Here is a 22,744-nt window from a genome sequence, read left to right on the forward strand (position 1 = left end):
CCCATGAACACATGATAAACGTCCCATTTTACCGACGACTCGAATTTCGTATTGTCGCGCTGTTCTCAACAGTACTCTTCTTCGGTTTACTGATAGGTCTTTTCGGCGCCCGCTATGTTGCAGAGCAGGACTTTCGTGAGTTGTTAATCCGTCAGTTCCAGACTGCCGGCAACATGGCTGAAAATTCATTTACTCAAATTGGTCAAATGGGTCTGAATGGCGCCAATCACTTTTTATTGCACCCAGGCCTGCATGCTGCTGTCGATGCGCAGGACTCTGTCTCTATCACAACTGAGATGGATGCGCTGGAAAAAGAAACCAGTGCCGATATCGCCGTATTACTGGATCCTCGCGGGCGGGTGATCTACCACTCGGAAGATCCGCAACAGATTGGTAAATCCCGCATGTCTCATCTCATAGTGCGTGAGGCGATTCTTGATGGGGAAGCCAGTACCTCCATCCTGCAGGAGCTGGATAACTTTATCATCTATTCCTCGGGTCGATTATTATCGGATATCGATAAAGGTCATCTCAAGGCTGTTATTCTGATTGGTTATGCGATCAATGACCCACTTATAAAAAATCTTAGTAAAGATGCGGGTGTGGGTCTGACCATGGTCAGGCGTAGGGCTATCATGGCCTCAACCTTTAATCGTGAAGACCGACGCTTAAAGACCATTCCCATGCAGTGGACCGATTATCAGTCCATGCTCCAGCGTCCTGATTCTATCGGTAAATTGTTGTTTAATGATGTTTCTTATTTCACCTATGCGCGCAGACTGAATTTGATGGACCCGATTCAGGAGGGTTCAATCCTGTTTACCATTCCTGCACAACAGTTGGATGAGATCAAGGATGGACTTTTACGCGATTTCGAGCTGCTGTTTGCACTACTGTTTTTTCTTATTGCCCTTTTTGGCTGGCGATTTTCTCAACAACTACTAGAACCTCTGCATCGACTGTTTCTGTTTACCAATGAGACTCCAGAACAGAAAAATAAAGAACCGCTAAAGATAAAAACCAAAGATGAGGTGGGCGCATTGGCGTACCACTTTAATGACTTGATCAACGATATTAAAAAGAAAAACCGGGAACTGGAAAATCGCGTGGAAGAACGCACGCGCGAGTTGCAAGAGGCTAAAGAGAGAGCTGAGAAGGCCAATCGTTCACTGCAAAATGCCCACGCACAGCTGGAACAGCGGGTGGAACAGCGAACCAGTGAACTACAACAGAGTGAAGAACGTACACGAGCCATTATCGACAGTGCCGCTGACGGCATCATTGTGATCGATGGAAAAGGTATTGTAGAGACTTTCAGCCCCTCTGCGGAGACTATATTTGGTTATGGTGCATCTGAGGTTACCGGCAACAACATCAATATGCTGATGCCCGAATCTATGCGCTCAGAACATGACAGCTACCTGGCCAGTTATCTCCCAGGAAGGGAATCAAAGGTTATAAGCAACAGAGTCGAGGTAACAGGTCTGCGTAAGAACGGTGATACCTTCCCAATGGAGCTGTCGGTCAGCGAACTGCTGGTGGGTGACAAGAAAATGTTTGTTGGCATCACACGCGACACCACTGAGCGAAAACAGGCCGAACAGGCGATGGCAGAAGCGAAAGAGGCCGCCGAAGCATCTGCACAGGCTAGAAGCGACTTCCTTGCCAATATGAGTCATGAAATTCGCACTCCGATGAATGCGATCATTGGAATGTCAAAACTGGCATTGGGAACTGATCTTAATCCAAAGCAGCATAACTTTATTGAAAAGGTACACTACTCAGCCGAATTGCTGCTTGGCATCATCAACGATATTCTCAATATTTCCAAGATAGAAGCCGGGAAGCTGGAAATAGAAAAAGTCAATTTTCAATTACAATCTGTACTGGGAAATGTTTCAAATCTTATCGGGATAGAGGAAGCTGAACAGAATCTGGAGTTAATCATAGAAGTCGCAGATGATGTCCCGGATGAACTCATTGGTGATCCGTTACGTCTTGGGCAAGTTTTGATTAATTTGGGTAACAACGCTGTTAAATTTACTCAACAGGGACGTATATCCATTAATGTCAAACTGGAGAACCATGAGGACAGGCAACTTACACTGCATTTTTGTGTCAGTGACACCGGTATCGGTATTTCAACAGAACAGCAGAAAAAATTGTTTCAATCTTTTAGCCAGGCAGACAGTTCAACCAGTCGCCGATACGGAGGTACAGGGCTTGGATTGACTATCAGTAAAAAGTTGACTGAATTGATGGGAGGTAAGATCTGGGTGGTGAGTAAACCAGACAAAGGTTCAGATTTTCACTTTACAGTGCAACTGGAAGCCGGTGACCCTGAACAATTAAAGGAAATATACCTGGATGCAAAGGACAAACTGATCGGTGACTTTTCCGGTGCCAGGGTTTTACTGGTAGAGGACAATGAGATCAATCAAGAGTTAATAAAAGAGTTGCTCAGTGACAGGGGTTTTATAATCACCTCTGTTTGGAATGGTAAAGAGGCTGTTGAAATTTTACAGAAGGAGCATTTCGATGGTGTCTTGATGGACATACAGATGCCAGTTATGGATGGCTATACTGCTACTCGAATTATACGTGAACAGGATAAATTCAAAGAACTTCCCATCATTGCCATGACTGCCAACATCATGGAGAGTGACAGAATCAAGGCTAAGGCGGTGGGGATGGATGCACACATAGGCAAGCCGCTGAATGTGAATGAGTTATTCACTGTTCTGGCAAAATTGATATCTCCCAATAAACCAACAAAAGTGAAAGTTGCTTCTGCCAAAAAAGAGCCTGAAACAAACTACCCCTTCCACAAACTGACAGGCATTGATACAGACAAAGGTTTGGAAATTGCAAGAAACAGACCTGAGTTCTATATAAAACTATTGACCCTGTTTCGTGATAGCCAGCATAACTTCCACAATGATTTCCTCATGGAACAGCAGAGTGATGATCCGAATGGGGCCATGCGTGCAGCTCATAGCTTAAAAGGTTCCGCTGCAAATATTGGCGCAACCACCCTTGGTGATGCAGCTCTGGCGCTGGAAATGGCTTGTCATGAACATAATTCAGAAGATGAGATCTCTGAGAGATTGAAGAAGGTAACTGCTGAACTTGATCCTCTCATTGCCGGGCTGAATGATCTCCTCAACAATTCCTGAGTGATCATTGAATATCATCTGATACAGTCTTAGGGCCTGAACGCTCGTCTGCTTTATCCAAAGTTTTGGCAGAATTCTAATCCTAATCCCCATCCCATTGCTGTCCTTCTCGGTTCCTGATCTCTGTATTCCAGGACATACAGGCATAGCTTCTGGGTGGTCTCAAATCAAAACGTCGAAGAGTCTAAAGATATCGGTCAGTGGGCCGACAATGATATTGAGCGTACGTCAGAGTGCCGCCAATCCTTCGTATACCACGACATTGTATTGAAAACATGAAAATGTGGAGAAGTTATACACATGCCCCCCATTATCGACACTGAAGAGCTACGCAAAGCTCGCATAATCATAAAAGGACTTTCAATACCCACACCACCCAGCCTGCTGCTGGAGATCAGCGACGAACTGAGCCGTTTATGGCCGGACGACAATAAAGTGGCTGAATTGATCCGCAAAGATATTGGATTGGCATCCAATATACTGAAGACAATCAACTCATCTGCATTCAACCTCAGGGCCGAAATCATGTCGATTGAGCATGCGATCCGACTCATGGGCCTGAAACAACTGAAGGACACGATTATCCGTGTGGCGCTGCACAATGCCCTGGAATCAAGTCTGCCAGAGTTTGAATATCTCTCCGAAGTCTCTCACTCGATTGGAACCAATGCCGGAGTGATCGCTGGCCACTTTGAAACCATAAATCCCGCAGAAGCCTATATGGCAGGGCTTTTCCACGAGGTGGGCAGCATATTCCTGATGCAGCGGTTTCCTGAGTACAAATCGTTCTACGAAGAAAACCGGTTGCAAGCACTCTCTCTGCCGAATCTGGAGAGGGAACGGTTTGGAGCATCTCATCCTGCGATCAGTTTTTTACTCGCCAAACACTGGAAGTTGCCGGGAAATGTATGTTCTGCCATCTATTTTCATCATACCGTAACAGATGGAATCGGCCTGACGACGGAACAAGAGGGATTATGCAGTGCCCTTAAACTCGCATCCTATATCACATTTACCCGGTATTTGGGGCTGGAGACAGAACAATCCGAGGAGAGCAAGATCTGTCGGGATAACTCCATGAAGGAGCTGATGATCGACCAGGAGGCGCTGGATGAAATTATGAGTGAATGCGATGGACTCAATTCAATCCGGTAAACTGGTTTTTTCAAACTTAAGCAATCATGGTGCGCACAGCGCACCCTGTGTTCACCTCATTTCCCGTGCAACTAATCCCCTTTTTCAATGAACTGTTTTTTATGTGATGCAGTACGCATTGTTTAGGCTCATTAGCGACTCCCGTTCAGTTTTAATTCAGCTTATAAGCATAAACTGATTCTGATTTAACATTCAGGGCCTCCTGACCAGAAGGCCCACTTGCAGGAGCCGCTCATGAATACCAAACAGTCCATACTTGCCGCCGCAATTGTTTCCTTGCTCGTTTCAGGACCCATTCAGGCAGGCTGGAAGACGCAGTCTCAGGTTGGAAGTGATGCCCAGATTCAAGTGGTTGAACAACTGAGCGATGCGGAAACAGCCGATCTATTGTTTATGCGGGAGGAGGAGAAGCTCGCCAGGGATGTCTATCGGACGCTCTCGAGGCAGTGGTCGCAACCGGTCTTTTACAATATTTCAACGTCGGAACAGCGGCATATGGATAGTCTGGCAGTTCTGTTGAACCGATATGCGTTACTCGATCCTGTAATAGACGATTCTGTGGGGGCATTTGTCAATCCCGAGCTCGCTGCGCTCTATACAGCTTTGAGCGCCGAAGGGTCTGAGTCACTCATTGCCGCCCTCATTGTTGGAGCCAAGATTGAGGAGATCGATATTCTCGATCTGCAGAGGGCCATTGCCGAATCGACCCACGCGGATCTGATCCAGGTCTATGAAAATCTCATGCGGGGTTCCCGCAACCACCTGCGGGCATTCGTACGGCAGATAGAGGGCCTGGGTGTGGCCTATGAATCCCAAATGATGGAGCAGAGTGACGTGGATATGATCCTCGACTCTCCCATGGAACGGGGAGGTAACTTCCGCAAAGGTCGCCGCGGCCGGTAATGGGTAACAGATTCAGTTGAAGCCTAGCCGCCTGGGCGATGGACCGGGATCCGGACAGGATTATGGCTATGGCGACGGTGGAAGAATGAACTAACCCAGTCTATGTGAAGTTACTGAATAACACGGGCCCAGTGCCCGTGTTTTTTTGCCTGAATTTTGTTGCTCAGATTCAGCTTGATTTCATTTTGCTGCTCTAGGATCACCCTACAAGATGAAAATAGTTGAGGTTTGGAGATGAATGAACAGAAAAAGATAAAAGTTTGGGACCCGCTGATACGGTTGTTTCACTGGAGCCTGGTGGCGGCATTCGTGATCGCTTATGCAACTGAAGACGATTGGATGATGGTCCATTCCTGGGCCGGGTATCTGATTGGTGTGTTGCTGCTGTTTCGTTTGGTCTGGGGATTCATCGGTCCGCGCTTTGCTCGTTTTAGCGACTTCGTCAGGCCAGCCGCAGAGGTCAAGACCTATCTCAAGGATATGTCCGTACTGAAGGCAAAGCGTCATATCGGACACAACCCTGCAGGCGGCGCAATGATCATCGCCCTTTTGTTGAGCCTGATGATAACCGTAATAACCGGTTTGGGCGCCTATGGTGTCGAAGGTGCGGGACCTATGGCCGCCTGGTTTTCAGGGGTGGGTCAGTTTGGTTGGAAGATGCTGGAGGAGGTCCACGAGTTCTTTGCCAATTTCACCCTGCTGTTGGTGGTGGTGCATGTGGCGGGGGTAATGGTTGGCTCTCTTATTCACAATGAAAACCTGGTGCGTGCGATGGTGACCGGCTGGAAACGGGCGGACGATGACAACGTCGAAGCGTGGAAAACCGATGATGCAGGACTGCACGGTGGGAGGCTGGAGAGATGAAGCATTTTTCGATTGCAGTGATCACTTCACTAACCCTCTTGATGACGCCCGTCGTAAAGGCTGATTCGGTGGAGACGTTGAAGGCGCTTTACCAGTCTCAAGGCGCTAAGGATTTCAATCGTGAGGTGGGTGAGGCGTTGTGGAATAAGATTTTGCAACACCAGAAAAGTGGCCAGCAACGCTCCTGTGTGGATTGTCATGGCAAAAATCTGAAACTGCCGGGTAAACATATTCGCACCGGCAAGGTGATCGAGCCGCTGGCGCCGTCAGTCAATCCAAAACGGTTTACCGATCAGCGCAAAGTGGAAAAGTGGTTTATAAGAAACTGCAAGTGGACGCTGGGTCGTGAATGCTCATCGCAAGAGAAGGGCGACCTGCTCGTCTATTTATTGAGCCAATAGTACCCGGAGATTGAGCCTATTCTGGCGCGCAGGTTGCACCCTGCGCTCTATTTATCGAATTAGTATACGAATATTGAGTGAGGAAAAGAGATGAAAAACTTTTACAAGTTGAGTGCCATAGTCTTGGCTGCTGTTGCGGTGGCTGGCTGTGGGCAGGTAATGGGTGATGATGACGGGAGCTACTTTGCCCGCTGGTCCAATGAAGCAAGGTCGGGTGTGCCTTCAAAGGCATCAAAGCGATATGTGGAGGAGTGCGGGGGTTGTCACTTCCCCTATCAACCGGGCCTGTTGCCCGCCCAATCCTGGGAGGGCATTATGTCCGGATTGGCCGACCATTTTGGTGAGAGTGCTGAGCTGCCGGATGAGGATACGATGTTCATTCGGAAATATCTCCTTGATAATGCTGCAGGACGGGTGCATGCCGGGTTGCCTAACAGAATTATGGGTTCGCAAGGCGATAGAGATTTTTCATTGCGGATTACTCAGACACGCTTCTTTCGTCACGAGCATAATGAACTGCCCAAAAAACTGGTACAGGAAAATCAACAGGTTCGCTCGTTCAGTAACTGCAACGCCTGCCATACCCGGGCGATGCAGGGTTCATTCAATGAGCATGAGATAAAAATTCCCGGTTACGGGCACTGGGATGACTGAGAGATTACACCATGTTGAATAGACGGATCCTGGCTGTTGCTGTTGGTCTTACTCTGCTGGCGAGTGGGGTCGGTGCCGATGATGACTACCGGGAGGCCCGCCGCCTTGTCCAGGGGGGCGAGATAGAGCCGCTGGAAACGATTCTGCAAACTGTGCGGAGGCACTATTCCGGACGAGTGCTGGAAGTTGAGTTCGAGCATGAGGGTGACCGCTATATCTACGAGATCGAGATGTTGGATGAGAAGGGCGTCGTCTGGGAACTCAAGGTCGACGCGGTGAGTGGGCAACTCATTCAGTCTGAACAGGAGGATTGAGCCGTGCGTCTGTTGCTGGTCGAGGATGATGGGTTGCTGGTGGAGTCACTGAAACCCGACCTGGAGCGTCGTGGCTTTGCCGTGGATATTGCCGATAATGGTGTGGATGCGGAGTTCATGGGCAACGAAGTGCCCTACGATCTGGTGATATTGGACCTTGGTCTTCCCCAGCGTCCAGGTCTGGAGGTGCTCTCCAACTGGCGGCGCAATGGTAACCGGGTGCCTGTGATCGTTCTCACTGCAAGAGACGCATGGCACGAACGGGTGGATGGTTTCAAAGCCGGTGCGGATGACTATCTGGGCAAGCCATTTCATGTGGAAGAGCTGATCGTGCGAATCCTGGCGCTGCTGAGACGCAGTCATGACATGGCAGGTGAATCGCTGCAGTGTGCCGGGCTGGAACTGGATGAGGAGCGTCAGCGTGTCAGGCTTCCCAGTGGAGAAATATTGGAACTGACGGGTACGGAGTTCAGGTTGCTGCGATATTTCATGCTCAATCCGGGAAAAATCCTTTCCAAGACACGCCTTACCGAACATGTCTATGAGCAGGACTTCGACCGGGACAGCAACCTGATCGAGGTCTATGTGCGGCGCCTGCGCGATAAACTGGGCAGGGAGCGGATAGTCACCCGGCGTGGTCAGGGTTACATCTTCAAGGCGGCTGAAAGTTGAACTCTCTGGAACGCCGGCTGCAGATAGGTCTGGGACTCAGTCTCGTCCTGTTGATCGGGGTTTTGTGGGTCGTGGGTAATCAGTCTGTGCGTGGACTCACGGAAGATTTTGTCGCCTCCCGCCTTGAGCATGATGCAGAGAGTCTATTGTCAGCGCTGGTGCTGGATTCAGACAGGACAAAGCTGCGCTGGCGGCGTTTGAATCAGGTCTATAGCCAACCGCTCTCCGGGCACTACTATATCGTCCGTTTAGGTGAGGGGGATGTCTTTACATCCCGCTCCCTGTGGGACCATTTTCTGGATATCCCCACCCTCTCTCCCGGCGATGCAGCGCGTCTGTACCAAGCGGGGCCCGCGGGGCAGAAACTGCTGATCCTGGTCAAGGGATTCCATAAGTCCGGTATCGAGATCACCCTGGCGGTGGCGGAGGATATGTCTCCGATACAGGAGCGGCGTGACCGATTCAAGCTGGGTTTTGCCCTGTTGGCATTTGTCGGGCTGTTACTGCTGTTACTGGTGCAGCGTCTGGTGGTGCGGCGCTCTTTCCACTCTCTCGAAGCGGTACGTGATGACGTCCGTAGTCTGGAACAGGGCAAGACAGTAAAACTCTGTGAAAATGTGCCGCTGGAGATACTGCCTCTGGTGCAGGAGTTCAATCATCTGCTGTCACTGTTGACTCAGCGCATGGAGCGTTCGCGCAATGCAGTCGGCAATCTTGCCCATGCGCTGAAGGGTCCGCTCAACCTGCTGACACGATATTTCGATACGGGTAAAGGGCATGAACAAACGCCGCAAAACGCCCAGGCCTGGGCGCAGATCGAGCGTATCCGCAGCTTGATGGAACGGGAGTTGAAACGTGCGCGCCTGGCTGGGAAAGGGGTATCGGGACAGCACTTCAATCCCCATCTGGAACTGGCGGATCTGGCGAAGACCCTGCAACTGATTCATCAGGACCGGGCGCTCGATATCCGGCTGCAGGCAGATGATGATATACCCATGTTCGGTGATCGGGAGGATATGCTCGAACTGCTGGGAAACCTGCTGGACAATGCCTGTAAATGGGCCGAGTCCAGAGTGGTCTGCCGCATGACACTGGATGACGGTGTCCGTATGATCATCGAGGATGATGGTCCGGGGTTGACGGAGCAGGAGCTAGCCGCTCTGACCCGTCGTGGCGTACGCCTGGATGAGACGGTGGAGGGTCATGGTCTGGGCGTCTCGATCGCCAGGGATATCGTCAAGCTCTACGAAGGCACTATTCTATTCAGGCGTTCTCCTGAACTGGGGGGGATCAGGGTCGAGGTCGTCCTGCCGCTGGAAACCTCGTGATGAGGAACAGGCCCTAGATAGTGTCCATCCGGAAACCCACATCTAACCACAAAGGACACGAAGAACACGAAGGTAAAAGATTGATTAACAGTGAATTTTCTTCGTGTTCTTCGTGCGCTTCGTGGTGAAAACAGTGTTTCCGGACGGGTCCTAGATCGTCTCTCAAACTCTCCGAGCCGTTTGCGTGGATCTCTCTGGTTCGAAAATAGCCTGACCGCCAGTAGGGCTTGTCTATTCTGCCGGAATGGTGAAGAGTGACAAGAAAATCAACTGGTAATGTTCGATGCCCCGTCTCAAGCAAATGCTATTTCCCGCTCAGTCACGTTATCTTCCAGGACACCGTTGGATCAATATCGGTCTGCGCACACTCCATCTGATCGGTATCGCCGGTGTGGGAGGCGGCTATCTTTACGCGGCGGCGGACGAAACCTGGCGTATCTATCTCGATCTTTGTCTGGCTAGCGGGCTGCTGCTGTCGCTGTTATTTATCTACGCCAACGGTATCTGGCTGCTGCAGTTGCGTGGGCATGTGATCATGCTCAAACTGCTATTGCTCTATGCCATCGCCCTTTGGCCCAGTCTGTCGATGCCGCTACTGCTGATGATTCTTGCGCTCTCCGGCTGGATCTCTCATGCACCGGGCAGTGTGCGCTACTATTCGATCTTTTACCGGCGGCGTATTGAAAGTGTCTAAAACTCGGGTGCCGCTCCACAATTTAATCCCCCGCCTTGCCTGTAGAGGGGTTGCTCAATCGTATTCAGATGTCAGTTCAAGCAGTCGATTGAATGCATATATCGAGACCAGATGGTGCAACTGCTCCGACAGCTCCTTGTGATGGGGGGCTATCTCTTCCAGCAGCGACTCCATTTCCATCATCTGTCCCTGCTCGATGGCGGCGTGAAAACGTCTGCGCCACTCACCGGAAAGCATGACGAGATCCGACGGTTCGAGTTTTCGCGGTACAACCTGTTTTTTCGAAGCCGCCCCCTCATAGAGGTAACGCACCCCTAAATGCTTTGCCAGCAGGGCAAGGATATCGGATTCCCAAAAGGGTTTGCTCAGAAAGTCATCACAGCCGGCGGCGAACAGTCTTTCCTTTCCCTCCCTGAATACGCTTGCGCTGACCGCTATCACTTTACACGCCTGTCCGGCTGGACTCGCCTTGATGCTGCGGGTGGCTTCATAACCGTTCATATTGGGCATGCGGATGTCCATCAGCACCAACTGGGGCAGCCATTCGAAAAACACTTTCAGCCCCTGTTCACCATCGACCGCCTCCCGCACCTGAAAGCCGATACGCTCCAGAATGCTGCGCAGAAGAAGACGATTCGTTTTATTGTCCTCGACGATCAATATTCGAAATTCCGCCTGGCCCGGCTCCAGCCCGATAACATTGCTGTAGTCGGCGCGTTTCGCTACTTCATCGATTTCACCCCGTGAAACAGAAAGCGACAGGGAAAAAACAGACCCTTTACCCAACGCACTTTGCAGACCTATTTCACCACCAAGGAGTTCGGCGTAGCTTTTGGAGATCGACAGCCCCAGTCCAGCACCCTCTTTATGTCCCCTATTACGCTTGATCTGGGTGAATTTTTCGAAGATCCGCGCCTGCTCCTGTTCTGCAATACCCCTGCCTGTATCCTCGATCTCCAGTTCCAGGTGAACTGTATCAGGTCCCGTTTCACGGGAGCGGGCACGAAAGATGACGCCCCCCTTGTCGGTATATTTGGCTGCATTACCCAGCAGGTTGAGCAGGATCTGACGCAGTTTGCCTGGATCGGTTCGAACATAGCGTTCAAATTCCGGATCCTGTTCGAGTTGTAACCAGAGTCCCTTCTCTTCCAGTTTTGGCCGAATCAACATGATCACATCCTCCAGCAACTCATGGAGATTGATGACTTCGTTCTCGACTGTTGCCTTTCCGGCCTCGATCTGAGACATGTCCAGCACGTCGTTGATCAGGGTCAGCAGATGTTCGCTGCTGCGAAGGACAATACCCAGATTTTCCTGCTGTGATGGGCATTGTCGGCACTTCTTTTCCAGCACCTGGGAAAAACCGAGGATGGCATTGAGCGGCGTGCGCAACTCATGGCTCATGTTGGCCAGAAACTCAGTTTTTGCCTGGCTTGCAGCCTCTGCATCCCGCTTTGCCTGCTCCATGGACGTGAGAGCCCCTTTCAGATGCTCCCCTGTCTCGCGCTGTGCCACATAGGCGCTCTCCAGGCGCTCGAGCATTGAATTGAATGTCCTGCTCAGATGTGACACTTCATCGTAGCCGTCTACCGGCAGACGGTTATGTTGGGCGGTGTCGAAGGAGATCCCGCCGGTAGCCATTTCCAGCTGCCGTAGTCGCCGGGTCAGGGAGTTTGCCAGTACACGGCTGGCCGGGATCAGAACGAACATGGAAACCAGTCCGGTTATCAGATAGATCCACAATAAACGGTCGATATGCTCGGGAATATTCTCAGGATTCGAATAGACCGAGATTTCCATCTGATTCGATGCAAATATGCCTGATCTGCCAACTGGTGCAGATGCTGCAACAAAGTTGGGTTTGGCATTCCCAATGGTCTTGGTTATTTGCTGTTTACTGATTGTCTCAATAAATCGAAAGGTGAATACATCCTCAAGATAGCGGGAGTAAGATGATGGCTGGTAAAACGGTGATCCAAACAACTCACGAGCGGCAAACTGTATGACCACTACCCCTTCCGGTCGACCGGTGTTGGCGAAGATCACTGGGGCGGCCAATACAAAATAGCATTTGTCATGATTGACAACGATGGTGGTGCGCCGTTCTCCCGAATCGACAACGGCTGCCAGCCACTCTTCGGCCACAACAAGCGCCCTTTCATTGTTCTGGGAAAACGGTATTCCGCGAAAGTCGGTCACTGCAACGGTGACGGGAACGTCGTTGATCTGGCGAAAATCGGACAGAAAGCTGCGCAGATAGATCTCTCGCCCAATGCTATCCACCAGTGCATTGCCGACCAGGGTGTTTTCCGACAAAGACGACAGGGTGCTGTTCATTACGGCTAATTTATCATCCAGGCGCTGAGCCAGATCCTGGACACTCTCATTGATCTCGGCATGCAGGGTCTCATTCATCTGTTGCCGCATGGCCAGATAGGAGAGTCCACCAAGAACGACAACAGTGATCAATGTCAGCACGCCGGTCCCCACTGCGATCTTCTGTGACAGGTTCCAGCGCAGGGTGTTGAGGAATTCCAACTTCATGGCGGCCTATTTGCGCCCAAGAGAGAGCGGTACTATGACCCCGTCTTCACGGAAACGGGCCATGAATACCTGTTCCTGCTTGAGGGCATCATGGCTTTCAGGCGTGAAAGGGCGTGCGTAGGAACCGAGCCGATCCCAACCCCGCCGAAACTTCACTGCCAGCGGCTATCTGCTGATCGACTTCGACTCCGGCAAGATATTGGCGAACAAAACTCAGGGCAGCGACTCGAACCCGCCAGCCTGACTAAGATCATGACCGCCTATGCGGTTTTCCATGAACCTGCTGAGGGCAATATCCGCCTGGACGAGGAAGTATTGATCAGCCAGTGCTACCTGCGCACCGGCGGTTCAAAGATGTTCATTGAAGTGGGCAAGCGGGTCAGACTCGGTGACTTGATCATACATGATCATCCAGTCCGGCAACGATGCCTGCGTGGCGCTGGCGGAACACATCGCCGGCAGTGAGTCCACCTTCGCCGAAGTGATGAACAATCACGCCCAACGCCTGGGCATGCTCGACAGCCATTTTACCAATAGCACGGGCCTGCCGGACGAGGATCACTACACCACCCCTGAGGACATCGCCAAGGCTGCTACGCTACGATCAGGAGTTTTATACTGCACAGTGGGTATCAAGAGAAATCCTCTTCAACAAGATCAAGCAGCATAACCGCAACAAACTGCTGTGGCGCGGGATAAGAGCGTGATCAGTATGAAAACCGGCTACCGGAAAGCCGCTGGTATTGTCTCGCTGCATCACAAACGCGAAGAGATGCGTTCATTCCGTGGTAATGGGTACCAACAGCGTAAAAATCCGGGCCAGTGAAAGTCAGTCCCTGCTCAACTACGGCTTCCGCTTCTATGAGACACACAAACTTTATGGCACAGGGGATGTGCTCAACCGGGTACGCATCTGGAAAGGCGACCGCGAATCATTGCCCTTGGGACTGGGCAGCGACCTGAAGGTCACTATTCCCCGCAAGCAGTACACGAACCTGAGTGCCCGTATGGAGGTGAATCCGAAGATCATGGCGCCGATCCACAAGGGGGCGGAGCTTGGGCGGGTCAGCATCACGTTGGATGACGAAGAGGTTGCCAATGTTCCACTGATTGCACTTGACGAGATCCCGGAGGGCAGCCTCTGGCAACGCGCCAAAGACAGCGCCCTGTTATGGCTGGAGTAGGTCGGTTCAAGCGCAGCGGAACCGGCAATTCCACGGATTTTTCCAATTTATAAACGCCCGATCCGCTTCGCTTGATCGGGCCTACACCTCGAACCATCACAAACCATGAAAGACGAACAAGAGTCAGAGACGCTGCTGGAGTTCCCCTGTGATTTTTCCATCAAGGCTATGGGTCGGGCGGAACCCGGCTTCGACCTGCTGGTGGTTGAGATGATCAGGAGCCACGTCCCCGACCTGCATGAGGATGCGGTCAAATCACGTTCCAGCAAGGGGGGCAAGTGGATTTCAGTCACCGTCACCATACAGGCCAGCAGCAAGGCTCAACTGGATGCCATCTACCTCGACCTCACCGCCCATGAAAAGGTCGTGATGGCGCTATAAACTGTGAGCAAATCCCTCCTGATCCGCCAGCTTGGCCTGCAGCCCTACGCAACCACCTGGCAGGCAATGCAGGACTATACAGACCGCCGGGATGCAAAAAGCCGTGATGAACTCTGGCTATTGCAACACCCGCCGGTATTCACCCTCGGTCAGGCCGGCAAACCAGAACACCTGCTTCGACCCGGCACCATCCCCGTCATCAAAAGCGACCGTGGCGGCCAGGTCACCTATCACGGCCCTGGCCAGTTGATCGTCTACCTGATGCTCGATCTGCGGGGCGCAAAGACCGGGGTACGCGCCCTGGTATCACTCCTGGAACAGAGTGTTATCGATCTGTTGGCCGCCCAGGGGATAGATGCTGCCGCCCGCTCAGATGCCCCCGGTGTCTACGTCGATGGCAGCAAGATCGCCGCCCTTGGCCTGCGGGTAAGGCACGGCTGCAGCTTTCATGGACTCAGCCTCAACGTGGATATGGATCTGGAGCCGTTCAGCCGCATCAACCCCTGTGGCCACCCCGGTCTGACGGTAACTCAACTTGCAGACCTGAACGGGACCACCGACATCCCCACCCTTGGCCGGGATTTGGCGAAACATCTGGCGTCAGGTTTAGGTTACACTGCGGAATTTTACGAACCAACACAATCCTGATGAGAGACCAGAAAGGGTACCAACCCCCCTCCCGCTCAAAACCCGACAGCCACCAGCGCGGCGAGGCAAAGCTCGCCCGCATTCCCGTCAAGGTGGAATCGCGGGACCAACTGCTGCGCAAACCGAAATGGATCCGCGCCAAAGCGCCGCTGGGCAGACAAGTCAGCCGGATCCGCCGCATCCTGCGGGAACGGGGCCTGAGTTCGGTCTGCGAGGAGGCAGCCTGCCCCAACCTGGGGGAGTGTTTCGAGCACGGCACTGCCACCTTTATGATCATGGGAGACATCTGTACCCGGCGCTGCCCCTTTTGCGATGTGGCCCACGGCAAACCTCAGCCATTGAACCCCGACGAACCCGGCCAACTGGCAGAGGCGATTGAGGCCATGGCCCTGAAGTATGTGGTCATCACCTCAGTAGACCGGGACGACCTGCGCGATGGCGGCGCAGAACACTACCGCGATTGCATAAAAGCGGTACGTACCCGGATGCCTGAAACCCGTATCGAGGTGCTGGTGCCGGACTTCCGTGGGCGCATGGAGATCGCACTGGAGAGACTGACCCAGGTCCCGCCGGACGTCTTCAACCACAACCTGGAGACCGTTCCCCGCCTCTACCGCCAGGCCCGCCCCGGCGCCGATTACGCCGAATCCCTGAAACTGCTGCAGGCCTTCCGGGCCAGTTGTCCAGAAGTACCGACAAAATCCGGCATCATGCTCGGTCTGGGGGAGAATCTCAGCGAAGTTGAGGCCGTCATGCAGGATCTGCGTCACCACGGCTGCGAGATGCTGACCCTTGGACAATACCTGCAGCCCAGCCGGGACCATCTGCCGGTAGAGCGTTATGTCACCCCGGAAGAGTTCGATAAACTCCGCGAGACGGGGGAGGCCATGGGATTCACCAATGTCGCCAGCGGCCCGCTGGTGCGCTCCTCCTACCATGCGGATCTGCAAGCCGCCAACCCATTGCTGAACAGATAGCGGCACGACTATGGACGTAGTCACCACCAAGGCCATCGAACACCTGCTGCTGCCACCGGGAGGGCCAATATTACTCGGCTTTATCGGCCTGCTCTTCTGGCGCCTCGGCTGGGGCCGCAAGCTGTTCGTGCTCGCCCTGCTCCTGTCGTGGATACTCAGTCTGCCGGTCACTGCCAGCCTGCTCACGGCGGGGCTGGAGCGCTATCCGGCACTGACCAACAAAGCGATCGCCAACAGCGGCGCAGAGGCGATCGTGGTGCTCGGTGGCGGGCGCTATCTCGATGCACCGGAGTATGGCGGCGACACCGCCAATCAACGGGTACTCTTCCGCCTGCGCTACGCCGCCCGGCTCGCCCATAAAACCGGCCTGCCGGTGATCCCCAGTGGCGGCAATGCCGTCTACTCCGGCACTGCTGAGGCCAGGATCTCCGCTGAGATCCTGCGCGACGAGTTTGGCGTCACCGTGACGCATATCGAACCCCGCAGCCATACCACTTGGGAGAATGCCCGCTTCACCGCCCAGTTGCTCAAGAAGCTCGGCATCAAACGCATCCTGCTGGTGACCACTGCCTCACACATGCCCCGCTCGATGGATGCCTTTGCACGCAACGGCATCGACGCCGTTGCCGCCCCCACCGGTTTCGTCTACAAACCCGATGGTAAAAGCTCCTGGCTCAATGCACTGCCCAATGGCCGGGCAGTCCGGCAAACTGAAATGGCAATGCATGAGTATGTGGGCATGATCTGGTACCGGTTTAAATAGTCATTTACCGCTATACCCCCCTTTCTGCCACCAAAGGCACCCTATTTTCCCTTCTTCCCAGCCTGTCGGCTTTTCTTACACCCCTGCCAGCAACATAGAAAACTTAACAACAAATTGTTTTTACTGCAGAATATGGGTAATTACCCCCATACCCCATCCATAAACACATTAATAAAGCACGATATAATGAATAACAATCCTAATACATGTCGGACTTTCTTACACACTGATCACCCAGCCAATCCATCCCATATGGGAAGTACCCGTCGATACAAAACTCATGCATTTTATTCCTGGTTCTTCAGATAAAAACAAACACCCTCCCACTAAGAAATTCTTCCCTGAAAAACAGGCATTTGTGACCTAGTTCACATTTTCACGCGATTATTTTTTCCGTGACAAAAGGGCTAAACGCTCCATCAAAAGGACCTTAATTACTGAATCAAAGAGAAAAAATCCACTTTGGCACGAGAATAGCGAAGTAATAAGCAGCGTAATCAAAACAACATACGGAGGACGCGCTTATGAAACGTTTAATAATTGTCTTAGTTGCTTTGGCAGGAATCGGCTTCAGCGGCTTGATCAATGCCACCCCTTGCAGTCTTGGCGGGGTCACCCCAGCTAATGACTGCGCCGATGGCGATGGTGGTGCCGCAAACGCCGACAAACTGAACGACGGCCTGTTTTTTGGCTTCAATGACTGGACGGAGTTGGACAAGGTAGAGCCTGGCGACCCTGTCAATACCACCTACTGGAGTGGGGACTTCACCGGCCTGGACGGCGATTTTTCCCTGGTCGCCAACATCTGGAATGACTTCGAGGATCTGGTCGTTATCCTGAAGGATGGGGCATCTGGCCCAAACAACAACAAGGACATAAAATGGTCTGCCTATCTTCTGCAGGACGGCATACTTAATTATGATTGGAACTACGATGGTTCATACCATGAAATTTCCAACATCATGCTCTTTGGCCGCGGCATGGGAGTACCGGAACCCGCCGCACTCGCATTGATGGGTATTGCGCTGGCTGGACTTTCTTTGACCCGGCGCCGGAGAGTCTGAACAGACAAACTGAAACAACCTGGCCCCACAAAATATGTGGGGCCTTCTCTTCTTTTATCTCAGAGAGAATCTGAGAATTCCTTATTCGCTATCTTCGCAATTCGCCCCCACCGCGCACTTTGTTAACAAGCGGGCATCCCACTCCAGGCCGGCCATCTGGAAAGTGGGGGAGCACAAATTCAAGCAACCTGAATATGCAGTGGTAAATATCCAGACTGAATCTGTAGATGGACTCACAAAGTCCGCGTGTTACTACCAATACGATGCGGTCGGAGATAAAGCCATGGGACTCAGCGCCCCCTTCTCATCTTATGCGACGCTACCCCTATGAGGTGGCCCTGACCGGGAAGACCGTACGCCCATCAGCGCTGAAAAATGCCATCAATGCTGCGTAAACATGCAGTGCGATAAGTTTGTTCACGATGTGAAAAAACACGTTGAAGAGACGGCCACTCATTGGAAAAATAGTCTGAGATAAAGCATTCAGGGATTAAAGTGCAACCGTTATACAGCATCCGTGTTGATGGGATTGTGCTGCGCCAAAGCGGCTTTCTTCCACCAGGGGTGCTTGGCATCCACGAACTCCTCCCAACGCCGATCGAAACCGAAAAGCAGTTCGTGATAGTAGCAGCTCCTCCAACCCATAATACCACCGGCGTATTGCTGCACCTCAGGATCTTTGACCCCTGCCAACAGCTCTTCCAGCAAATCGTACATGACCGCAACATCGTTCATTACACCGAGTAGATCCTGAAGCCCTTTCATGTGACCAATGAACTCGTCCATACCGGCGAATATGGGAAAGAAGAACTCGGTCGCATAACGGAGCTTCTTGCATTCGATACGCAGTCGATGCATATCCTTGGCGGAGTGCTTGTCGACGTAGGCCCCTGCCTCGAGTACTCGACGTTCCTGTCGGTCCAATACCTTGAAGGCAAAGGAGATCAGATTTCCTTCCCTAAGCTTATGCTGCTTTTTCTTCAGATCCGCCTGTTCCCAGCCTCGGTTATCAATCCAGCTACCGAACTCGGTCTTGAAGCGAGCATACTGTTCGCTGTCGAACATGCTGTGAACCTCTTCATGGACCGTTTCCCGCTGCTTATACACCAACGCTTCCAGACCTGCTGCTCCCGGTAAGGGTAACTTGCCACGAATACTGCTCAGCGCCTCATCGATGAAAACGTCCAGGTCCCGTGCTCTGCCAAGCTGTCCAGCCAGATCACGCATCTTATCCGCCCAGGTTTTAGAGACCTCTTTGGGAATTACCATCCGAAAGATGGTCAACGCTGACCGCATGCGCCGGAATGCGACGCGGGTCTGATGCACTCCCTCAATATCATCTAAGCAGCGGGCTGCTTGCTCCCATTCAGCCAGATAATCGAGGTTGTGCCTGAGAATAATCTGGATCGCATCACTGACCGACATGGTCTTCTCGAGATGTGCATGTTTTTTGGATTTTTTATTCATCATCGACTCCAAATCGACTTCGGGGAACGTCAGGTAGGCCTTAACCTAATTTTTCTATCAGCAGTAGCGGCTTTCAGCGCACTCTTAACCGAGAAGCCTCGCGCCACCAGGATCACGGGTCGATTTCAACACATACCAGCGAACCAATAGGGTCACTGCCAATGAGCCGGGACTGGCACCGAGAGCGAACACAGAGTCGCCCACTCAATTGAAGAATAATCTGAAATAAAGCATTCAGGGATTATAGGGAATATCCAGCCCCATTGCTTTTGCACGTCGCTTCCAGAGGCGACGTGCGAGTTCGCGCATATCGACATTCTTGTCCCCTTCGTCGATGATCTCCATTCCAAGCAGGGTTTCGAGAACATCCTCAAGGGTGAGAACACCCTCCATGCCGCCATATTCATCCACGATCAACAGAATATGCGCACGCCGGTCGAGCAGCTTATCGAATGCATGGAGCAGCGATGTGGAATCGGGCAGTACCGGCAGTTCACGGCAGTAGTTGGCCAGCCTGTTTTCGGAATTCCCCCTGGCCCGGGCCAACAACAGATCACTACGCAGGACAAAACCACTAATATGCTCCCGGTCTCTCTCATATAGGGGGATACGGGAAAATCGAACGCTATCATGCTTGAGGAAAAAATCCTCTACGCTCATCGTTTCATCTAAAGCAAACACCACAGAGCGTGGCGTCATCACATCCCTTGCCTGCATATCCCGGAACAGGAACAGATTCTTCAGTATCAGCGACTCCTTCTGTCCCAGCTGTCCCTCTTCGGCCCCGAGGTCGGCCATGGCAGCGAACTCTTCACGACTGAATCCCCGCAGGGTGGGTTCGGTGGCTATTCTTCCCGTCAACCATTTTGCCATCATGACGAACGGGTAGAGTATGAAAATCAGGTATTTGAGCATATGGGCGGTCAGCGGCGCCAGCTGCCGCCAATAATGGGCGCCAAGCGTCTTGGGCACGATCTCGGAGAACACCAGAATCAACAACGTCAATACTGCGGAGGCCACCCCCACATAGGCATTGCCAAACACCACTGCCGCCTGGGCGCCCGCCCCGGCAGCGCCAATGGTATGTGCGGTTGTGTTCAGTGTCAGGATCGCCGCCAAAGGTGTGTTGATATCCTCCTTGAGTCTGCGCAGCAGAATGCCGGTACCTTTTCCCTCCTGCTCCTGCTCCTGCTCCTGCTCCAGCAACGCAATATAGGGCATGGTGACACTGAGAATCACCGCCTCAGCAACCGAACAGAGAAAGGAGAATCCCAAGGCGATACAGATATAGGTAAAAAGCAGCAACATCTCAGTAGTCTCTCCAGAAGGGCGGCTGCCCAGGTCGCAGCCACCTTTAGCCTTTAGCCTTTAACCTTACGATCAATCCCGCTCATGCAGATGAGCATTGTAACGCTCCATGAGATAACAGAGGCAATCCTGACGCACCACCGCTTTGTTTGTAGTCAGCATGGAGGGCATCACCGGGATGCGCAGTCGCAACTCTCCCTCCTCCACGGCAAAGAAGCGTGCAGTCACATCCTCGCCGCGCTCATCCCGCACATCCAGAATCGGCCGGCGATCGACAAGAACCCGTCCCAGGCTGGTGCCCCGGGGCAACTCCCGGAAGTTCATGTGGTCGAGATCCGGTGCAAAAAGGATATCCGCCTCCCAATCGCCAAAACTGAAACTCAGTGTCTCCGGCACCTTTACCTGCGCCACAGTGTGGAAGAGATCGATATCCTGATTGGCAACAGGATTGAGCGGATGCTCAGACAGATGCAGACAGGCGTCGAGATACTCCAGCGCATGGTTCACCCCTCTGGCCTGGCCGACCTTGCCGCACTCCAGCGTAACTGCAGGGCAGATCTCCGCCAGCGCCATCGACTGCACCCCTTTGGGCCGCAGGAAGTAGACCACGGTGCGGCCAAATAGATTGGCGAGATGGAGAAAACTGGCATCCAGCCGGTTGACGCAGGCGTAGTGGGGATTGAGGCCCGTGTTGTTGTGCAGATCGACACTGGCAAACGGCTTGAGTCTGGCGATGGTTTCAGTCACCCGGCGCATCATGGCGTGCTCCGGCGTGCCATCTGTCTCGCTGCCGGGCCAGACCCGGTTGTAGTCCGGCTGTCCCGGTAGCCGACGCAACCCCAGGGCCGCAGCGGAAACATTACCGATAAAGAGGGAGATCGCGCGCGGTAGATCCCTGCCTCCTGCATAGCGTTTGAGCAGTCTGCGAACCGCCTCCCAACCCACCGTCTCGTTGCCGTGCATCAGCACAGAGAGAAAAAGGGGCGCGGGGCGTTTTCCCGGCAGATGAATCAGAACCGGACCGCCAAGCGCCGCTTCAAGCTGATCCGCTGGAAGGCCGTGCAGCCCTTCTGGAAGTGATGTCAGTTCCTGCAGCATCCTGTGATTGTACTCGTTTGTGTCCTTCCAGAAAAAGACAGGCAGGCAGGTTCAAGCTTGTGGAACCGGCGATTTTCCCGATCCGCTACGCTTGATCGGGCCCAGGGTCACGTCCAGTCAAAATCCCCATTCGTGCACCGGCAGACCGCTCTCCTGCCGTTCAAGATAAGCCAGACTCAATGCCGCCATATCGCGACCATGGCGCGCCACCCAGGCGCGTTGCCAGGCTGCCCCATTCATCTTCGTCTTGACCCTGGCCTCGATGATACCCAGCCAGTGATCACTCTCGGTCCGATCCACTCCGAGCAGCGCAAGCCCACGGCGCGCCTTGGGCAGCAACTGCTGCAGAATCAGTTGATCGATACGCAATTGCTTCCAGTCAAGCCAGTGCACCTCCGCCTCCAGTCCCAGCCGGGCCGCCGCATAAAAATTACTCCGCGCCCGCATAAAACCCAGAAGATTCTCCAGCCTCTCATCGCGTCAATTTCCTTATCATACCGAGTAGAAAGCGGCGGTAAGCGATAGTGTCCTGCACGCTGGGTCCTGCCGGCACCACCGGTGCTCGATACGCAGATGGGGACCTGGTTTCATCGAAGGCGATCAATGGGCGGTTTCCAGCCAGATGATTTGCCGACAATGGCCGTAAAAAGATGTGCAAGCTGCTCAACCGGCTCATCATCAATCAGGCAGCAGTATCGGATAGCGTTCGGGTTGGCGCTGATTCTCCATCATCGACTCCACACATAACGGACGCCAACTGACACGCTTTGGTCAGGTCTGAAACCCCGACAAGTTGCCTGTTCAAAGGGAGATATACGGGTTTCATCCAGAGATCATAACCGAGATGGGGAATGGCGGTTACCGCCACCATCGGAGAACAGACTATTTTAGAAAGGTTATAAACAGGCGGCCGTGTGGATCGACCTGCAGATGTATCTGGAGAACGGGTGGTGGCGGACTCAACGTAACATCGTCATGATTCAACTTCAGTCTGTCACGACCTCGATATCACTTCAATCGACCGCCCTTCGTAGCCTGAAGGCCTCATTGAAGTGGATGTCGGGGACATGTTGAACTGAGACAATCATGACATTCTTCATCGCAATTTTCCTACCATTCCAGTATCAAAAGATCGACTCCGTAAAACTG

The 22,744-nt window shown here is 52.8% G+C and carries 24 protein-coding genes; 18 read left to right on the forward strand and 6 right to left on the reverse strand.

The window, feature by feature from the left end:
• The first annotated feature begins 11 nt into the window (after positions 1–11).
• The 10 genes from G9Q73_RS02350 to G9Q73_RS02395 all read left to right on the forward strand — a co-directional run bounded on the left by G9Q73_RS02350 (position 12) and on the right by G9Q73_RS02395 (position 10,161).
• Positions 12–3,176 (forward strand): hybrid sensor histidine kinase/response regulator, encoded by a 3,165-nt coding sequence (locus tag G9Q73_RS02350; RefSeq protein ID WP_177418321.1) that lies wholly within the window; start codon positions 12–14, stop codon positions 3,174–3,176.
• A gap of 300 nt (positions 3,177–3,476) precedes the next feature.
• On the forward strand, positions 3,477–4,331 hold the full coding sequence (locus tag G9Q73_RS02355; RefSeq protein ID WP_177418322.1) for an HDOD domain-containing protein: 855 nt from the start codon (positions 3,477–3,479) through the stop codon (positions 4,329–4,331).
• 234 nt (positions 4,332–4,565) lie between these two features.
• Positions 4,566–5,234 (forward strand): DUF2202 domain-containing protein, encoded by a 669-nt coding sequence (locus tag G9Q73_RS02360; protein ID WP_177418323.1) that lies wholly within the window; start codon positions 4,566–4,568, stop codon positions 5,232–5,234.
• A 234-nt stretch (positions 5,235–5,468) separates the two neighbouring features.
• Positions 5,469–6,098 (forward strand): cytochrome b/b6 domain-containing protein, encoded by a 630-nt coding sequence (locus G9Q73_RS02365; protein WP_177418324.1) that lies wholly within the window; start codon positions 5,469–5,471, stop codon positions 6,096–6,098.
• Positions 6,095–6,499, forward strand: a complete 405-nt coding sequence (locus G9Q73_RS02370) for a DUF1924 domain-containing protein (protein WP_177418325.1) — start codon at positions 6,095–6,097, stop codon at positions 6,497–6,499. The genes G9Q73_RS02365 and G9Q73_RS02370 overlap by 4 nt, the downstream gene beginning before the upstream one ends.
• A gap of 90 nt (positions 6,500–6,589) precedes the next feature.
• Positions 6,590–7,153 (forward strand): diheme cytochrome c, encoded by a 564-nt coding sequence (locus tag G9Q73_RS02375; RefSeq protein WP_246344928.1) that lies wholly within the window; start codon positions 6,590–6,592, stop codon positions 7,151–7,153.
• Positions 7,154–7,164: 11 nt separating this feature from the next.
• Positions 7,165–7,467: a PepSY domain-containing protein gene (locus G9Q73_RS02380; protein ID WP_177418326.1), complete on the forward strand. Its 303-nt coding sequence runs from the start codon at positions 7,165–7,167 to the stop codon at positions 7,465–7,467.
• A gap of 3 nt (positions 7,468–7,470) precedes the next feature.
• Positions 7,471–8,139, forward strand: a complete 669-nt coding sequence (locus tag G9Q73_RS02385; RefSeq protein WP_177418327.1) for a response regulator transcription factor — start codon at positions 7,471–7,473, stop codon at positions 8,137–8,139.
• Complete coding sequence (locus G9Q73_RS02390) at positions 8,136–9,467, forward strand: sensor histidine kinase (RefSeq protein WP_177418328.1); 1,332 nt, start codon at positions 8,136–8,138, stop codon at positions 9,465–9,467. Before G9Q73_RS02385 ends, G9Q73_RS02390 begins: the two co-directional genes overlap by 4 nt.
• Positions 9,468–9,750: 283 nt before the next feature.
• Positions 9,751–10,161 (forward strand): hypothetical protein, encoded by a 411-nt coding sequence (locus G9Q73_RS02395; protein ID WP_177418329.1) that lies wholly within the window; start codon positions 9,751–9,753, stop codon positions 10,159–10,161.
• A 54-nt stretch (positions 10,162–10,215) separates the two neighbouring features.
• Here G9Q73_RS02395 and G9Q73_RS02400 read toward each other — a convergent pair whose 3' ends face one another.
• Positions 10,216–12,705 (reverse strand): hybrid sensor histidine kinase/response regulator, encoded by a 2,490-nt coding sequence (locus tag G9Q73_RS02400; protein WP_177418330.1) that lies wholly within the window; start codon positions 12,703–12,705, stop codon positions 10,216–10,218.
• Positions 12,706–12,711: 6 nt separating this feature from the next.
• A complete protein-coding gene (locus G9Q73_RS19320; protein WP_246344930.1) occupies positions 12,712–12,861 on the reverse strand; it encodes a hypothetical protein in 150 nt (49 codons plus the stop codon).
• 96 nt (positions 12,862–12,957) lie between these two features.
• Between G9Q73_RS19320 and G9Q73_RS20650 the strand changes: the two genes are divergently transcribed.
• From G9Q73_RS20650 to G9Q73_RS02430, 8 genes are all read left to right on the forward strand, one after another.
• The gene (locus G9Q73_RS20650; RefSeq protein ID WP_281397542.1) at positions 12,958–13,170 is read left to right on the forward strand and encodes a D-alanyl-D-alanine carboxypeptidase family protein; all 213 of its coding nucleotides are present in this window, start codon (positions 12,958–12,960) and stop codon (positions 13,168–13,170) included.
• Positions 13,109–13,375, forward strand: a complete 267-nt coding sequence (locus tag G9Q73_RS19930) for a D-alanyl-D-alanine carboxypeptidase family protein (RefSeq protein ID WP_281397543.1) — start codon at positions 13,109–13,111, stop codon at positions 13,373–13,375. Before G9Q73_RS20650 ends, G9Q73_RS19930 begins: the two co-directional genes overlap by 62 nt.
• Before the next feature lie 121 nt (positions 13,376–13,496).
• On the forward strand, positions 13,497–13,889 hold the full coding sequence (locus G9Q73_RS19330; RefSeq protein ID WP_246345463.1) for a hypothetical protein: 393 nt from the start codon (positions 13,497–13,499) through the stop codon (positions 13,887–13,889).
• A 105-nt stretch (positions 13,890–13,994) separates the two neighbouring features.
• Positions 13,995–14,270, forward strand: coding sequence for a YbeD family protein (locus G9Q73_RS02410; protein WP_177418331.1), 276 nt, complete (start codon positions 13,995–13,997; stop codon positions 14,268–14,270).
• A gap of 3 nt (positions 14,271–14,273) precedes the next feature.
• A complete protein-coding gene (gene lipB, locus G9Q73_RS02415) occupies positions 14,274–14,918 on the forward strand; it encodes a lipoyl(octanoyl) transferase LipB (protein ID WP_177418332.1) in 645 nt (214 codons plus the stop codon).
• Positions 14,918–15,895, forward strand: coding sequence for a lipoyl synthase (lipA, locus tag G9Q73_RS02420; RefSeq protein WP_177418333.1), 978 nt, complete (start codon positions 14,918–14,920; stop codon positions 15,893–15,895). The genes lipB and lipA overlap by 1 nt, the downstream gene beginning before the upstream one ends.
• Before the next feature lie 10 nt (positions 15,896–15,905).
• Positions 15,906–16,658: a YdcF family protein gene (locus G9Q73_RS02425; protein ID WP_177418334.1), complete on the forward strand. Its 753-nt coding sequence runs from the start codon at positions 15,906–15,908 to the stop codon at positions 16,656–16,658.
• A gap of 524 nt (positions 16,659–17,182) precedes the next feature.
• On the forward strand, positions 17,183–17,722 hold the full coding sequence (locus G9Q73_RS02430; protein ID WP_177418335.1) for a PEP-CTERM sorting domain-containing protein: 540 nt from the start codon (positions 17,183–17,185) through the stop codon (positions 17,720–17,722).
• Positions 17,723–18,226: 504 nt separating this feature from the next.
• Here G9Q73_RS02430 and G9Q73_RS02435 read toward each other — a convergent pair.
• From G9Q73_RS02435 to G9Q73_RS02450, 4 genes are all read right to left on the reverse strand, one after another.
• Complete coding sequence (locus tag G9Q73_RS02435; protein ID WP_177418336.1) at positions 18,227–19,189, reverse strand: CHAD domain-containing protein; 963 nt, start codon at positions 19,187–19,189, stop codon at positions 18,227–18,229.
• Between the two features lie 234 nt (positions 19,190–19,423).
• Positions 19,424–20,497: a CNNM domain-containing protein gene (locus tag G9Q73_RS02440; protein WP_177418337.1), complete on the reverse strand. Its 1,074-nt coding sequence runs from the start codon at positions 20,495–20,497 to the stop codon at positions 19,424–19,426.
• Positions 20,498–20,569: 72 nt separating this feature from the next.
• Positions 20,570–21,595: a M14 family metallopeptidase gene (locus G9Q73_RS02445; protein WP_177418338.1), complete on the reverse strand. Its 1,026-nt coding sequence runs from the start codon at positions 21,593–21,595 to the stop codon at positions 20,570–20,572.
• A 117-nt stretch (positions 21,596–21,712) separates the two neighbouring features.
• Positions 21,713–22,042, reverse strand: a complete 330-nt coding sequence (locus G9Q73_RS02450) for a glutamate--cysteine ligase family protein (RefSeq protein ID WP_177418339.1) — start codon at positions 22,040–22,042, stop codon at positions 21,713–21,715.
• Between the last annotated feature and the right edge of the window lie 702 nt (positions 22,043–22,744).

Source organism: endosymbiont of Lamellibrachia barhami, assembly GCF_011947365.2.
Classification (GTDB): Bacteria; Pseudomonadota; Gammaproteobacteria; order Chromatiales; family Chromatiaceae; genus QGON01.